General features: G+C 59.3%; 16 protein-coding genes. 8 read left to right on the top strand and 8 right to left on the bottom strand.

Annotated features, from left to right (window positions below; all coding sequences use genetic code 11):
* Positions 1-284: 284 nt before the first annotated feature.
* Positions 285-581 carry a hypothetical protein gene (locus SULPSESMR1_RS13500; protein WP_089421295.1) on the bottom strand — a complete coding sequence of 99 codons (297 nt, stop codon included), beginning with the start codon at positions 579-581 and terminating at the stop codon, positions 285-287.
* 356 nt (positions 582-937) lie between these two features.
* On the opposite strand from SULPSESMR1_RS13500, the gene SULPSESMR1_RS13505 reads away from it, so the two are divergent.
* Positions 938-1747 carry a division plane positioning ATPase MipZ gene (locus tag SULPSESMR1_RS13505; RefSeq protein ID WP_089421296.1) on the top strand — a complete coding sequence of 270 codons (810 nt, stop codon included), beginning with the start codon at positions 938-940 and terminating at the stop codon, positions 1745-1747.
* A gap of 5 nt (positions 1748-1752) precedes the next feature.
* Here the strand turns inward: SULPSESMR1_RS13505 and SULPSESMR1_RS13510 are convergent, their stop codons facing one another.
* A complete protein-coding gene (locus SULPSESMR1_RS13510; RefSeq protein WP_089421297.1) occupies positions 1753-2193 on the bottom strand; it encodes a MarR family winged helix-turn-helix transcriptional regulator in 441 nt (146 codons plus the stop codon).
* Positions 2194-2290: 97 nt separating this feature from the next.
* On the opposite strand from SULPSESMR1_RS13510, the gene hmgA reads away from it, so the two are divergent.
* From hmgA to SULPSESMR1_RS13545, 7 genes are all read left to right on the top strand, one after another.
* Complete coding sequence (hmgA, locus tag SULPSESMR1_RS13515) at positions 2291-3652, top strand: homogentisate 1,2-dioxygenase (RefSeq protein ID WP_089421298.1); 1362 nt, start codon at positions 2291-2293, stop codon at positions 3650-3652.
* A 72-nt stretch (positions 3653-3724) separates the two neighbouring features.
* A complete protein-coding gene (gene fahA / locus SULPSESMR1_RS13520) occupies positions 3725-4981 on the top strand; it encodes a fumarylacetoacetase (protein WP_089421299.1) in 1257 nt (418 codons plus the stop codon).
* A gap of 68 nt (positions 4982-5049) precedes the next feature.
* On the top strand, positions 5050-6000 hold the full coding sequence (locus SULPSESMR1_RS13525) for an MBL fold metallo-hydrolase (protein WP_089421300.1): 951 nt from the start codon (positions 5050-5052) through the stop codon (positions 5998-6000).
* Entirely contained in the window at positions 5997-6263 is a 267-nt protein-coding gene (locus SULPSESMR1_RS13530; protein WP_089421301.1) for a hypothetical protein, read from the top strand. Before SULPSESMR1_RS13525 ends, SULPSESMR1_RS13530 begins: the two co-directional genes overlap by 4 nt.
* Positions 6264-6275: 12 nt before the next feature.
* On the top strand, positions 6276-7829 hold the full coding sequence (locus SULPSESMR1_RS13535) for an FAD-dependent oxidoreductase (protein WP_089421302.1): 1554 nt from the start codon (positions 6276-6278) through the stop codon (positions 7827-7829).
* Positions 7826-8023 (top strand): DUF2783 domain-containing protein, encoded by a 198-nt coding sequence (locus SULPSESMR1_RS13540; protein WP_089421303.1) that lies wholly within the window; start codon positions 7826-7828, stop codon positions 8021-8023. The genes SULPSESMR1_RS13535 and SULPSESMR1_RS13540 overlap by 4 nt, the downstream gene beginning before the upstream one ends.
* 242 nt (positions 8024-8265) lie before the next feature.
* The gene (locus SULPSESMR1_RS13545; protein ID WP_089421304.1) at positions 8266-9924 is read left to right on the top strand and encodes an ABC transporter substrate-binding protein; all 1659 of its coding nucleotides are present in this window, start codon (positions 8266-8268) and stop codon (positions 9922-9924) included.
* Positions 9925-9977: 53 nt separating this feature from the next.
* Here SULPSESMR1_RS13545 and SULPSESMR1_RS13550 read toward each other — a convergent pair whose 3' ends face one another.
* From SULPSESMR1_RS13550 to boxB, 6 genes are all read right to left on the bottom strand, one after another.
* Positions 9978-10457 carry a 3-hydroxyacyl-CoA dehydrogenase family protein gene (locus tag SULPSESMR1_RS13550; protein WP_089421305.1) on the bottom strand — a complete coding sequence of 160 codons (480 nt, stop codon included), beginning with the start codon at positions 10455-10457 and terminating at the stop codon, positions 9978-9980.
* Positions 10454-11341, bottom strand: coding sequence for a helix-turn-helix transcriptional regulator (locus SULPSESMR1_RS13555; protein ID WP_089421306.1), 888 nt, complete (start codon positions 11339-11341; stop codon positions 10454-10456). Before SULPSESMR1_RS13555 ends, SULPSESMR1_RS13550 begins: the two co-directional genes overlap by 4 nt.
* Positions 11342-11347: 6 nt before the next feature.
* The gene (locus SULPSESMR1_RS13560) at positions 11348-11794 is read right to left on the bottom strand and encodes an acyl-CoA thioesterase (protein ID WP_089421307.1); all 447 of its coding nucleotides are present in this window, start codon (positions 11792-11794) and stop codon (positions 11348-11350) included.
* Positions 11778-12953, bottom strand: a complete 1176-nt coding sequence (gene boxA / locus SULPSESMR1_RS13565) for a benzoyl-CoA 2,3-epoxidase subunit BoxA (protein ID WP_089421308.1) — start codon at positions 12951-12953, stop codon at positions 11778-11780. The genes SULPSESMR1_RS13560 and boxA overlap by 17 nt, the downstream gene beginning before the upstream one ends.
* Positions 12950-13120 carry a hypothetical protein gene (locus tag SULPSESMR1_RS25250; protein ID WP_198362799.1) on the bottom strand — a complete coding sequence of 57 codons (171 nt, stop codon included), beginning with the start codon at positions 13118-13120 and terminating at the stop codon, positions 12950-12952. The genes boxA and SULPSESMR1_RS25250 overlap by 4 nt, the downstream gene beginning before the upstream one ends.
* Before the next feature lie 71 nt (positions 13121-13191).
* Complete coding sequence (boxB, locus tag SULPSESMR1_RS13570; RefSeq protein WP_089421309.1) at positions 13192-14643, bottom strand: benzoyl-CoA 2,3-epoxidase subunit BoxB; 1452 nt, start codon at positions 14641-14643, stop codon at positions 13192-13194.
* Positions 14644-14672 lie beyond the last annotated feature (29 nt).

Genomic DNA, 14672 nt, shown 5'->3' on the forward strand with positions numbered 1-14672 from the left:
CGCTGACCGAAAGCGGGCGTTCTGTCAGGGTTAGATAAGGGCTGGTATGCGGGCAATGCACCATTTCGCTTCATCTGCGCCAATGGCCAGTTGCGCACGGCCTCTCACCGTCGCACGCGCTTGCTCTTTGGTTTCGCCTTTTACCTGTCAGAGGTAATCGTCAGCGCCGGTCGTCACGCTCGTGGCAAAGAAAAGTACGTTCGCATCTCCTCGGCCTAGCCAGCGTGTTGCAAGGGACATAGCGATCACCGCCACAGACCCGTCACACTAGGAAGTGCCTCCCGTCATACGGCGTGTACCACGGCCCCAGCCGTTGCCCAAACCACTGATGCCATCACCCAAGCCTCGGTCCAGTTCGCGAACGTCACTGGACCGAAACGCCACGCCAGAAAAAGCAATGGAACGATCAACGCGAAATGCAGGTTGAGTCCCCGCACAACGACGGGTTGGCGCTGTTTGGACAGAACAACCACCCAAGCCAACGGCATCCCTATAAATGCTGCCCCGAGCCGTTCATCGCTCAAATGGAACAGCAACAGAAATGCAATCGTCGGTATGTTAACGAAGAGGTTGCGCATCATAAGCAGGACAATGCGACAAGCGACCGTTGATCCAAACCTGTTTGTTGCAGCAATGCGGGGATCTTAAGCCGAAGCCGACATTAGGTTTCGGTGCAGGTTTCGGTGCAGCATCGGCAACTCTGGGCTCAAACCCGCCATTCTCTGCGCAGCACTCCAAGGACCGCTCTTCGGGATTTGCGTAACCTCACCCGGCCCGAACACAAGACACGCAGCGCTGCCCACCCCGATCAAGCACCCGTAACCCTGTCATTTTTGCCAGCTTTGCGCCTCTCCCTGCTTTTCACAGGTCGATCCACAACATATAGTGTGCCAAAGAAGGCAAACCGCACACAAACAGCGGATGCAAGGGGACAGGCATGGCGCATATTATCGTCGTCGGAAACGAAAAAGGCGGCGCGGGGAAATCTACCGTGTCGATGCATGTGGCAACCGCTTTGGCGCGCATGGGCCACAAGGTCAGCGCACTGGATCTGGACCTGCGGCAGCGGACATTTGGGCGCTATGTCGAAAACCGGCAATCTTTCCTGAAAAGCGCCGGACTGAACCTGCCCAGCCCCGACGTGCACGACCTGCCCGAGATCGACCCCGGCACGCTGAAACCGGGCGAGAATATCTATGACCATCGGCTGAGTGCCGCCGTTGCATCGCTGGAGCCTGACAACGACTTTATTCTGATCGACTGCCCCGGCAGTCACACCCGCCTGAGTCAGGTGGCGCATTCGCTGGCAGACACGCTGATTACGCCGCTCAACGACAGTTTTGTCGATTTCGATCTGCTGGCGCGGATTGATGCGACGGGGGACAAAATCCTTGGGCCGTCTGTCTATTCCGAAATGGTCTGGAACGCGCGGCAGTTGCGCGCGCAGGCGGGGCTTCAGCCCATTGACTGGATCGTGGTGCGCAACCGCATGGGTGCCCAGCGCATGGTCAACAAGGAAAAGATGGAACGCGCGATCAAGATGCTGGCCAAACGCATCGGTTTTCGCATCGCCCCCGGCTTTTCCGAGCGCGTGGTGTTCCGCGAGCTGTTCCCGCGCGGGCTGACCCTGTTGGACCTCAAGGATATCGGCGTCAAGCAGTTGAACATCTCGAATGTGGCCGCACGGCAAGAGCTGCGCGACCTGATCAAATCGCTGAACCTGCCGGGCGTAACCGTCGACTTCTAACCGGCCTAAGACACTCGCTGGGCCAGCCGCAGCAGCATACGCCGCAGGGAGACCACGTCTTCGTTGCCCAGCATCTCGGCCAATGCGTCGTCATAATCCTTGGCGATCTTGCGCAAATCCCGATAGGCGGCCTGCCCCTGCGCGGTCAGTTCCAGATGCTCGGCCCGCCGGTCTTGTGTGTCACGGTCGCGCGTCAGAAACCGGCGTTCGGCCAGACGCTGAACCGCGCGGCTGATCTTAGTCTTGTGCATCCCCGACCGGTCGCGGATGTCTGATGCGGTCAGCCGCCCGTACATACCCAAGTGAAACAAAACCCGCCATTCGTTGCGCAACATGCCATAGCGACTTTTGTAAACGCTTTGGAAATCCAGCGACGATGCCTCGGCGGCCTGGTTAAGCAGGTAGGGCAGAAATGTTTGCAGATCGAATGTGTCGGTTTCGGCCATTTTCCACCTGCAATGGTTGTTAGTTACAAATTCAACTATTACACCGACACCGAATCCGCAAGACTGCCACATCAGGCATTGCACGGGAGACACCGCAATGAACACGCTCACCAAACCCAGCACCATGGTCCAAGCGCCTGACAATGGCAGCACCACGCCCGGTTACATGCCCGGCTTTGGCAACGATTTTGAAACCGAAGCCCTGCCCGGCGCCCTGCCCCAAGGCATGAACAGCCCGCAAAAGGTCAACTACGGCCTCTATGGCGAACAGCTTAGCGGCACCGCATTTACCGCGCCCAGCCACCAGAACGAACGGACGTGGTGTTACCGCATCCGCCCGTCGGTAAAGCATTCGCACCGGTTCGAACGGATCGACCTGCCCTATTGGAAATCGGCGCCGCATATCCCGCAGGATGTCACCAGCTTGGGCCAGTACCGCTGGGATCCGGTGCCGCATTCCGACAAGTCCTATACATGGCTGACAGGTATGCGCACGATGACCACCGCCGGTGACGTGAACACCCAAGTGGGCATGGCCAGCCATATCTATCTGGTCACCGACAGCATGGTCGACAGCTACTTTTATTCCGCCGACAGCGAACTGCTGATCGTCCCGCAAGAAGGCCACCTGCGGTTCTGCACCGAACTGGGTGTCATTGATCTGGAACCCAAGGAAATAGCGATCATTCCGCGCGGTCTTGTTTACCGCGTCGAAGTACTGGACGGGCCCGCGCGCGGCTTTGTCTGCGAAAACTATGGCCAGAAATTCGACCTGCCGGGTCGGGGGCCCATCGGCGCAAACTGCATGGCCAACCGCCGCGACTTTAAAACGCCGGTTGCCGCCTATGAAGACCGCGATGCACCCAGCACCGTCACGATTAAATGGTGTGGTCAGTTTCACGAGACCCAGATCGGGCACAGCCCGCTGGACGTGGTCGCATGGCACGGCAACTATGCGCCGGTGAAATACGACCTCAGCACCTATTGCCCCGTTGGCGCGATCCTGTTCGACCATCCTGACCCGTCGATCTTTACCGTCCTGACCGCCCCCAGCGGCGTCGAGGGCACGGCCAACATCGATTTTGTGCTATTCCGCGAACGCTGGATGGTGGCCGAAGACACCTTCCGCCCGCCATGGTATCACAAGAACATTATGTCCGAGATGATGGGCAATATTTACGGCCAGTATGATGCCAAACCGCAGGGCTTTGTCCCCGGCGGCATGTCGTTGCATAACATGATGCTGCCCCACGGCCCCGACAAGAATGCCTTTGAAGGGGCATCCAATGCCGACCTCAAGGCCGAGAAACTGGACAACACTATGTCCTTCATGTTCGAAACACGGTTCCCGCAGCACCTGACCGAATTTGCCGCCAAAGAGGCCCCGTTGCAGGACAACTACATCGACTGCTGGACCGACATCGAAAAGAAATTCGACGGCACGCCGGGCAAGAAATGACGCTTGCCGCAGTCCTGATCTGAAATACCGGGGTGGCTCTTATGGGCCACCCGAACTCTATAGGAAACACATATGCCCCTGATGAAAAGCTGGATCACCAGCGCCAACTCCGCCGAGACCGACTTTCCGCTGAACAACCTGCCTTACGGCGTGTTCTCGGTCGGTGACGACGATCCGCGCTGCGGCGTGGCAATCGGCGACATGATCCTTGATCTGGCCGCCGCCGAAGAAGCGGGCCTTGTGACTCTCACCGAATACCCGCTGTTCGATGTGCCCTTCTGGAACGAGGTCATGGAAGAAGGCCCCGCTGTCTGGGCTGCCCTGCGAGAACGGCTGATCCAGCTCTTATCTGACGGCAGCACCGAGCAAAGCAAAATCGAACCGCTGCTTGTACCAATGGCAGACGCGCAGATGCACATGCCTATGGTCGTGGCCGAGTACACCGACTTTTACGCCGGTCGCCACCACGCAACCAATATCGGCACCATGTTCCGCGGCGCGGAAAACGCGCTGCCGCCGAACTGGCTGCACATTCCTATCGGCTACAATGGCCGTGCTTCTTCGGTTGTGGTGTCGGGCACAGACATCCGCCGCCCCTGGGGCCAGCTGAAGGGTCCGAACGACGACCTGCCCCGCTTTGCCCCCTGCGAACGCTTCGACATCGAGCTTGAGATGGGTGCCATCGTCGGCACCCCATCGGACGGCCCGCTAACCGTGGACGAGGCCGACGCCGCGATTTTCGGCTACGTGCTGCTGAACGACTGGTCGGCGCGCGACATTCAGGCGTGGGAATATCAGCCGCTGGGCCCGTTTCAGGCCAAGGCGACAGCCACCACAATCAGCCCGTGGATCGTGACCAAAGCGGCGCTTGAGCCGTTCCGCACCTCGACGCCCGAGCGTGAATTCGAATTGCTTGACCACCTCAAGGACACCGGCCCGATGCTTTACAACATCGACCTTTCCGTCACGCTTGCCCCCAAAGGCAAGGACGCCACCGTTGTTGCCAGCACCAACTATAATGAAATGTACTACTCTGCGGCACAGCAACTGGCGCACCACACAACCGCAGGCAGCCCGATGACACCGGGCGATCTGCTCGGCTCTGGCACCATCTCGGGTGCCGAGAAATCCGAACGCGGCAGCCTGCTGGAACTCAGCTGGGGCGGCAAGGAACCCATCACCCTGGACACAGGTGAAACCCGCAGCTTTGTCGAAGACGGCGACACGCTGGGCCTGCATGGCCACGCATCGGGTGACGGCTATCGCATCGGCTTTGGCGACTGTCTGGGCACGCTGCTGCCTGCGCTGGATGATCCTTACAAGCGTTAACCGCACCTTCATCTTGCTAAAAAAACTCCCGCCGGAGGCTCCGGCACCGACCAAAAAGGACCACACTCATGGCCAAGGCATTCGCGTCCCAAGGGGACATGACCGAAAAGAAAATCTCGTTCACCGAAGTCGGCGAGGGTCTTTATGCCTTCACCGCAGAAGGCGACCCGAACTCGGGCGTCATCATCGGCGACGACAGCGTGATGATCATCGAGGCACAGGCCACCCCGCGCCTGGCAAACAAGGTCATCGACTGCGTGCGCAGCGTCACCGACAAACCGATCAGCCACGTCGTGCTGACCCACTATCACGCAGTCCGCGTGCTGGGCGCGTCGGCCTTTGACGCCAATCAGGTCATCATGTCCGACATGGCGCGCGGCATGGTCGCAGAACGCGGCCAAGAGGACTGGGACAGCGAATTCCAGCGCTTCCCCCGTCTATTCGAAGGTCACGAAAGCATCCCCGGCCTGACGTGGCCCACCACCACCTTCAATGACAAGATGACCGTCTATCTGGGCAACCGCCGCGTCGACCTGATGCATCTGGGCCGTGCCCACACTGCGGGTGACATCGTGGCCCATGTCCCCGACCAGAACGTCATGTTCACTGGCGACATCGTCGAATACCACTCGGCCTGCTATTGCGGCGACGGCTATTTTGGCGAATGGGGTGCCACGCTGGACAAGATCAAAGCCTACGGCGTCGATGCCATCGCGCCGGGCCGTGGCGATGCACTGGTGGGTCAGGAAATGGTAAACGCCGCCATCGAAAACACCCGTGATTTCGTCGACAGCACCTATGCCGCCGCCGCCCGTGTTGCAGCACGCGGCGGATCACTCAAGGACGCATGGAACGCCGTGCGCGAAGCTTGCGACCCCAAGTTCGCCGATTACGCGATCTACGAGCATTGCCTGCCTTTCAACGTCGCCCGCGCCTATGACGAGGCACGCGGCATCGCGCATCCCCGCATCTGGACCGACAAGCGCGACGTCGAAATGTGGGAAGACCTGCAATCATGACGACTTGGGGCGCGGTGATCCTGACGGCGCTGGGGACAGTTTTTGCCCTCTGGGCCTTTTTGATGTTCCGCGCCCTTTTTCAGGCCCGTCGCTTTGCCGTCGCCAACAGCGGCAAGACGTGGCCCGGTCCCCTTGCCGTGTTGCCCGCATGGCGCGACTGGGCGCGCAGCCGCCCCCGTGATTTCAAGCGGTTGATGGCAATCACCGCAATGCTTTTCCTTATCGTCGGGCTTAGCGCAATTTTCGCCCCGATCCGCCCCTGAAGGACCCCGCTCATGGCCTATGACTACGCCGCCTTTCCCTACACAGCCCCTGCGGGCCTGACCGCGCCCGAGCCACGCCACCCTGTCGCGATCGTGGGCGCAGGCCCCATTGGCCTTGCGATGGCGATTGATCTGGCGCAACACGGTGTGAAATCTGTGGTGCTGGACGACAACAACGTGGTTTCGGTCGGATCGCGGGCCATTTGCTGGGCCAAGCGGACGCTGGAAATCTTTGACCGCCTCGGTGTGGGTGACCGGATGCTGGCCAAGGGCGTGACATGGAAAGTAGGTCGCCTGTTTCATGGCGAAAAGCCGGTTTACAGCTTTGATCTGCTGCCCGAAGAGGGCCATAAATACCCCGCCTTCATCAACCTGCAACAATACTATGTCGAACAATACCTTGTGGAACGGGCGCAGGAATTTCCCGATCTGATCGACCTGCGCTTTCTCAACAAGGTGACGGGACACACCGACAACGGTGATCATGTCGTAATCGACATCGAAACCCCCGACGGTCCCTATCAACTGGAGGCCGATTACTACATCGCCGCCGAAGGGGCTGCTTCGCCCACACGCAAACGTATGGAATTATCATTCGAAGGCCAGACCTTCGAAGAGCATTTTCTGATCGTCGATGTGGAAATGCAGAAAAGCCCGTTTGAAACCGACAGCCCCGAACGCTGGTTCTGGTTTGCGCCGCCCTTTCACCACGGCCAATCCGCGTTGCTGCACAAGCAGCCCGACAACATCTACCGGATTGACCTGCAACTGGGCCCCGATACCGACCCAAAGGCCGAGGCCACCGAAGAAAAGGTGATCCCGCGGATCAAGGCCATCGTCGGCGACACGCCGTTCCGGCTGGACTGGATGAGCGTTTATAAATTCCGCTGTGCCAAGCTGGAAAATTTCGTCCACAATCGCGTGTTGTTCGTCGGTGACAGTGCCCATGTGGTATCACCCTTTGGCGCGCGTGGCGGCAATGGCGGCATTCAGGACGTGGACAATCTGGGTTGGAAACTGGCGGCTGTGCTGTCGGGCGATGCACCCGCCAGCCTGCTGGACAGCTATCATGACGAACGCAGCCACGGCTCTTCCGAGAACATCTTGAACTCATCCCGTGCCACCAACTTCATGACGCCCAAAACCCCCATCGAGGCACTGTTTCGCAATGAGGTTCTGAACCTTGCCGAAACCCACCCCTTCGCGCGCAAGCTGATCAACTCGGGCCGTCTGTCGCAGCCTTGTTCATTGCACGGCATGCCATTGCAAAGCGGCGAACACCCGCTGGTCGGCCAATCCCTGATCGACGCCCCGACCAGCGATGGCTGGCTGATCGAACGTGCGCAGGGTGCTTTTACCCTGCTCAGCTTTGGTGACGATCCAGCCCCGCAAGTCGATGGCGTTCGCGCGCTGCATATCACGGACCCCGGCCCCGAACTGGTCCAGCGTTATGGCGCAGGCTATTACCTGATCCGCCCCGACGGCCATATCTGCGCCCGTTTCGACAGCAGCGACACCGACCAGATCAACCCCGCACTGGCCCGCGCCAAAGGACAGACACAATGATCCTTCAAGACAACCTTGGCCCGCAGGGCGACAGCATCTACACCGCCCTCATGCACGCCCACGAAGGCCTGTCCGAAGCCGAAAGCCACGCATTGAATGCCCGCCTTGTGCTGATGCTGATCAATGAGGTCGCCGACGCCGACCGTATCGCAGCCCTGCTGCAAGAGGCCCGCCAGGCCGCTTCTCCGGTTTAACCCCCGAGCGGGATTTCCGATCCGCACTGCGCAAGTTCTGTCAAACAGAGGCGCTGTTTCAAAGACAGCGCTTTTTGGCCGATAAGTGGACGGGTCAGGTTTGAATATTTGAATTCAACCTACATTCTGAACGGGGCGATGTTCTGTACGGGCAATTTGCAACACCATGTGCGCGCATCCCTGCGTGGCATGCACATAAGACATCTTTGCCCGGGCAGCCGGTGTCAAAAGAGAGGAGCAAAATGACGTTTTTGACTCGCACAGGGCATCCCTTGCCTGCAACGATCACGAATCAAGCCCAAAAGATCGGTCCCAATGCTGTGGACCGCCGTGAATTTCTGGCCTTGGCCAGCGCCTTCGGTGCCACCGCCGCCACGGCATACGGCATGTTGGGCATGGCAGCGCCTGCCAATGCCGAAAGCCAAAAGACAGGCGGCGAAGTCCGCATTCAAATGGAAGTGCGCGCGATGAAAGATCCGCGCACGTTCGACTGGTCGCAGATCGCGAACTTTTCGCGCGGCTGGCTGGAATATCTTGTGTCCTATGAAAACGACGGCACCTTCAAGCCGCAGCTTCTGGAAAGCTGGGACATTAACGACAATGCCACCGAATACACCCTGCACGTGCGCAAGGGTGTGACGTGGAACGACGGGACCGCATTTACCGCCGCCGACGTGGCACGCAATATCGCGGGCTGGTGTGAAAAAGACGTCGCAGGCAATTCGATGGCTGGCCGTTTTGCCACCATCATCGACGAAGATACCGGCAAGGCGCTGGACGGTGCCATCGAGATCGTGGACGATCACACCGTCAAGCTGAACCTTCCTGCACCTGACATCTCGCTAATTCCGGGCATGGCAGACTATCCTGCGGCCATCGTGCCGGCCGGATTCGCCCCCGAGACCATGATCGAAAACCCTGTCGGCACCGGCCCCTATCTGCCCACAGAGCTTGTCGTTGGTGTGCGTGCCGTGCTTGAGCGGAACACCGACCACACATGGTGGAACGAAGGCAACGGCGCGTATATCGACAAGTTGACCTATATCGACTACGGCACCGACCCCACTTCTTGGGTGGCAGCAGCCGAGGCCGGAGAAGTGGACGGGATGTATTCGATTGAAAGCGAATTCATCGACATTATGACCACGCTTGACGGTTGGGTGCAGAACGAGATCGTGACCGCTGCCACCATCGTGATCCGGCCCAATCAACTGGCCGAAATTGGCGGTAAAAAGCCTTATGCAGACAAGCGCGTGCGTCAGGCCATCAGCATGGCAGTCGACAACGCGGTACTGCTGGAACTGGGCTATGGCGGGCGCGGCATGCCTGCTGAAAACCACCACATCGGCCCGATGCATCCCGAGTATTTCGAGCTGCCCCCGCGCGTTGTGAATCCGGCAGCGGCCAAAGCCCTGATGGAAGAGGCCGGTATGGCCGATTTCGAGCATGAACTGATTTCGATTGACGATGTATGGCGCAAGGACACCACCGACGCGGTGGCCGCGCAACTGCGCGACGCGGGCTTCAAGGTCAAACGAACCATCTTGCCCGGTTCAACCTTTTGGAACGACTGGAACATATATCCGTTCTCGTCGACCGACTGGAATCACCGCCCCCTTGGCGTGCAAACCTGGGCGCTGGCGTATCGCACGGGTGAAGCGTGGAACGAATTTGGCTATTCCAACCCCGATTTCGACGAGAACCTGACCAAGGCACTGGCGACACCCGACGCGGATGCGCGCCGCAAACTGATGGAGATTGGCGAGAAGATATTGCAAGATGACGGCGTCACCATTCAGCCCTACTGGCGGTCGCTGAATAACTTCACCCGCAAGGGGCTGGTCGGCGCGGGCCACCACATCTCGTTCGAGTTCCGGCCCGCCGAGATGGCTTGGGTCTAAGCAGGCAAGGGAACAGATCGGGATGCCGTGCGCCGCCCCTTTTTGCGACAGGGCTATGGGGCGTGAAGTGCGGTCCGGCAGGCTTTGGTAAGGTCATCCTGTTCAATACCCTGATCCAGCAACTGCGCCACCGCTGCCGCCTGCGCCGCCTGCATCCGCACCACCAGTTCTGCGTCGGGCAGTTCATACCGCGTGGCCTTGGCGAACCATGCCTCTTCCAAAATCAGATCCTCGATCAGCGGGTCGATCACCGCGCCGCCGCCACCGGGATAGCGGTAGTGGCCGACGCCGGCTTTCTTGCCCATGCGCCCTTCGGAAACAATACGCGGCAGAATGGGCGATGGAGAAACCTGCCGCCGTGCCAGCACCAGATCCAGCCCCAGCAAATCCATCGCCTCGCAGGGGCCCATTCCGTAACCAGCGGCAAGCAGTGCCTCGTCCAGTTCCCACGGGTTGGTGTGGAACATCAGCAAATGATCTGCCGCCGACCAAAAACTGTCTTGCAGGGCGGCTGTGATTTCAGCCTTGATCAAACGGAAATGCTTTCGACAAAACGGTGTTTGGCAATCACGGCCAGCAGGTCGTTCACCGACGACTGCACAGGACGATTGGCCGTATCGACCTGCGCCTGCGCGCGCTCATATTGCGGCGTGCGGGCGGTCAGCAACGCCTTGAGCTGGTCCATCGCAGCAGGATTGTCCCTCATCGGGCGCAGGTCGCCCTGGGCGCGGACGCGGGCCATATGTTCGGCTGGGCTGGTGCGCACCCAGACCGTATGAAAGCGCTCGAGCAAGGTGCCAAAGGTGTGCTCTTCGGCCACAATACCGCCGCCAACTGCAAGGATCAGCCGGCTTTCGCTTTCGATCACATCGTTCAGCACTTCCTGCTCCAGATCGCGATAGCCGTCTTGGCCATACAGCGCCATTACCTCGGACACCGGCATACCGGCCTGAGTCTCGATCATCTTGTTCAGTTCCAGAAACCGGATACCAAGTGCTGCCGCCGCGGCCTTGCCCAGTGTCGATTTACCCGCGCCACGCAGGCCCACCAGACAGATGCGCTGTGCCCGCGCCCCGCCGGGGGCATTCGGCGCCAGCATCGCGCGCACGCGCCCCTGAACATCCGGCCCCGCAGACTGAAACAGATGCGCCACGCGCAATGTGTCATCGCTGAGCGGCGCATCATCCGCCAACAACGCCGACACAGACACACCCAGTGCATCGGCCACGCGCGCAAGCAGCAGGATCGAAATATTGCCTTGTCCCGATTCCAGTTGCGCCAGATACCGTGGTGACACACCAGAGCGGTCCGACAATGTACGGCGCGGCAGTTTCTGCGCCTTGCGGGCCTCGCGCACCCGCGCGGCCAACCGCTGGATCAGCGGGTTGTTGGTGGGTGTGTTGGATTGGTCAGTCATCACGCATCATGGCCGGATCAACGGCTCGACCACCGCGCGGATGTCGGGTGGTGCGGGCTGGCTTTTAAAAATATCGGCCACGGTAAAGACGCAGGTAAACGTGCCCTCGAAACACAGCACCCCGTTTTGGTGCGCGTCCACACGGAAGGTAATGGATTTCTCGCCCAGACGCTGCGGCCAGACCGTACACATCAACCGGTGGCGCGGGGTGACGGGGCTGCGGAAATCCATCGACAGGTTCACGAACGGCGTCCCCACATTGCGGTCCAGTTCCAGTTGGAACCAGCCGTCACCGTCCAGATGCGCCTCCCACCATGCATTGATCGCGTCCAGCGCGAAAACCGGCAGGCGGCCGGTATAGGCAATGCGCGCGGGGTCGCAATCGCCCCATGCCACTCGGATTTCATGGACAAAAGGCGGGTTTTTTTCTGGCACGTCAGTAGGTTTCCACATGATATCGACCCTCTTCGCGCATCACATCGCGCAAAGCGGTCCATTGCTGCCCGATACTTTCGGAGATCGAGGTTAACGCGAGTTCCACGCCCTCCTCCATACCCTTCAGGCCACAAATGTAGATATACGTATTTTCGTCGGCCAGCAAATCGGCAACCGCCTCTTCTTCGGCTACCATGCGATCTTGGACATATTCCTTGTCACCGGTGCGCGAAAAAACCAGATGCTGTTTCATTTGTGCTTCGGGTATTTTCTTGAGCGGACCGAAATAGGGCAGCGAGTCAGGTGTGCGGGCACCAAAGAACATGGTCATCTGCGCAGTTGCATTGCTGCGTTGCCGTTGCATGGTAAAGGCGCGCATGGGGGCCGATCCGGTGCCGGTACAAATCATCAGCAGCCGCGCCTTGGTGTCGTTGGGCATCAGAAAAGTTGCGCCAAACGGGCCGGTGACATTCACAGTGTCGCCCTGCGCCAGATTGCACAGATAGTTCGAGGCAAGGCCCCCGTCCTCACGCTTCACCGTAAGCGAGATATTGTGATAGCCGGGGCGTTCCCCGTCGCGGGGGCTTGAGATTGAATAAAGGCGCGGCAGATGGGCGTTACCCTCGGCATCCTTGCCGGGCGGGATGATACCCACGGACTGCCCCTCAAGTACTGGAAACGGCAGCGCGCCGGGATCAAGGATAATGTGGCGCACATCATGGTCAGGATCGTCTGTCAGTCGGTAATTGCCCTGCACCGTCATCCTGGCCGGCTTGCCGAGGTTGTACATATTCACCGCCGCCTTGGCCGCGCTGATAGGGGCACGCGCCTTGCCACCCGCGCCCTGATGCGCCTCGGCCAAAAGCGCCGCGATGGGATCGGCAACCTCGTCGCTTCCCTCTGACGGGGCCGCTGTCTCTATCTCTTGCTGGTCGGGCAGTTCTTCGAATTCGTATTGCTGTTCCAGCGAATAAGGGGTTTCCACTACACGCCATTCATCAATCGACCCTGTGGGACAAACCGGAATACAATCCATGCAAAAGTTGCATTTGGTCGCATCCACCACGACATTATTGTCGTCATGCTCGATCGCGCCCACGGGGCAGGTCATTTCGCAGGTGTAACAGCGTATACAAATCTCGGGGTCGATCAGGTGCTGTTTCAACGGCTTGTTCATACTGTGCGTCCGTTCAGAATCATGTCGGGGACAAGCACAGCGTCGATCAGCGCCTGACACAGCCCTTCGCAGCCTTTGCAGCCGACACAGGGGCCTTCAAGCGTGGCCAGATCAGCGGCCAGCGCATGGGTTTGCGGCGCATATGCCACGGCGCGTTTGGTTTGCATGGGTCGTCTCCTGAGCGAGAGGGGAAATGCGTGCGCCCAAGGCAGGATATACCCTGCCTTGGGTCAAGGCATCAGGCCATGTGCAGTTTGACGTATTCAAAATCGCCGGGCTTGTTGTCGATCCCGACTTTGGGCGCTGCAATCCACGACGCGTACTGACCGGGTTCATAGCAAGGCTTCATCAGCGACTGGATATAATCGCCATCAGCCTTGGTCGGCAGCCACTCCGACTGACGCTTGGCCCATTCCTCTGACGAGATGATATTGCCATCGGGGTCCACGGCCACGGCCGAGAATACGCCGATCTGACGGTGGAAGCCTTCGTGCGGCAGTTTCAGTTCGAAATCGACACCCGCTTTGGCGATCTGTTTATTCCAACGGCCCACACCACCGGCAGCGTCGCGCACATAATCATCACGCAGACGCATGTTGATCGCTGTCAGGGCGGGCACCTCTTCGGTTACGATCTTGCCGTCCTTGATCGAGGTGACGGCATAGGTGTCGTTCTGCAACTTGTGATCGTCGTCGATCCGCTGCTCCATGTACCGGCCCTTGATACCGTAGTTGAAGGCATTGGCAGCGTTGGTTGATACCTCTTGGCCGAACAGGTCCAGCGACAACGTATAGTGCAGGTTCAGCTTTTTCTGGATCGTCGGCAGGTCGATCACACCCAGATCGCGGATTTTGTTGATGTCATACGGGTCGGTAATGCCGTGTTTCGCCATCGCTTCCAGCGTTGCCTGAATCGTACGACCCACACCGGTTTCGCCGACGAACATGTGATGCGCTTCTTCGGTCAGCATGAAACGGCAGGTGCGCGACAGCGGGTCAAAGCCCGATTGCGCCAGCGATTCAAGCTGCATCTTGCCATCGCGGTCGGTGAAATAGGTGAACATGAAGAACGACAGCCAGTCGGGCGTTTCCTCGTTGAACGCCCCCAGCATACGCGGTGCTTCGTCCGATCCGGACGACCGCACCAGCAGATCGTCAGCCTCTTCGCGGCCATCACGGCCAAAGTATTTTTGCAGAAGATAGACCATCGCCCACAGGTGGCGGCCCTCTTCCACGTTCACTTGGAACAGGTTGCGCATGTCGTAAAGCGACGGCGCGGTCAGACCCAGAAAGCGTTGCTGTTCGACCGATCCGGGTTCGGTGTCGCCCTGAATCACGATCAGCCGTTTCAGCATGTTGCGGTATTCACCCGGAACCTCTTGCCAAGCGGGTTCGCCGTAATGTTCACCCATCGGAATCGTACGGCCCTCGACCTCGGGGGCAAGCAGCACGCCCCAGCGGTATTCCGGCATCTTCACATAATCGAACTTGGCCCAGCCTTTGGGGTCCACGCTGACAGCGGTGCGCAGGTAAACCATCGATTCCTGAAAATTCTGCGGGATCAGGTCGTTCCACCAGTTGATGTAACCCGGGTGCCATTTTTCCAGCGCCTTCAGCACTTTCTTATCCTGGCTCAGCCCCACGTTGTTGGGAATCTGGGTGTCATAGCTTACGTTGATCAGGTCCATCATGTTCGTTCTCCCTGTCGGTGCGCCTCTGG

Source organism: Pseudosulfitobacter pseudonitzschiae (assembly GCF_002222635.1).
GTDB classification, from domain to species: domain Bacteria; phylum Pseudomonadota; class Alphaproteobacteria; order Rhodobacterales; family Rhodobacteraceae; genus Pseudosulfitobacter; species Pseudosulfitobacter pseudonitzschiae_A.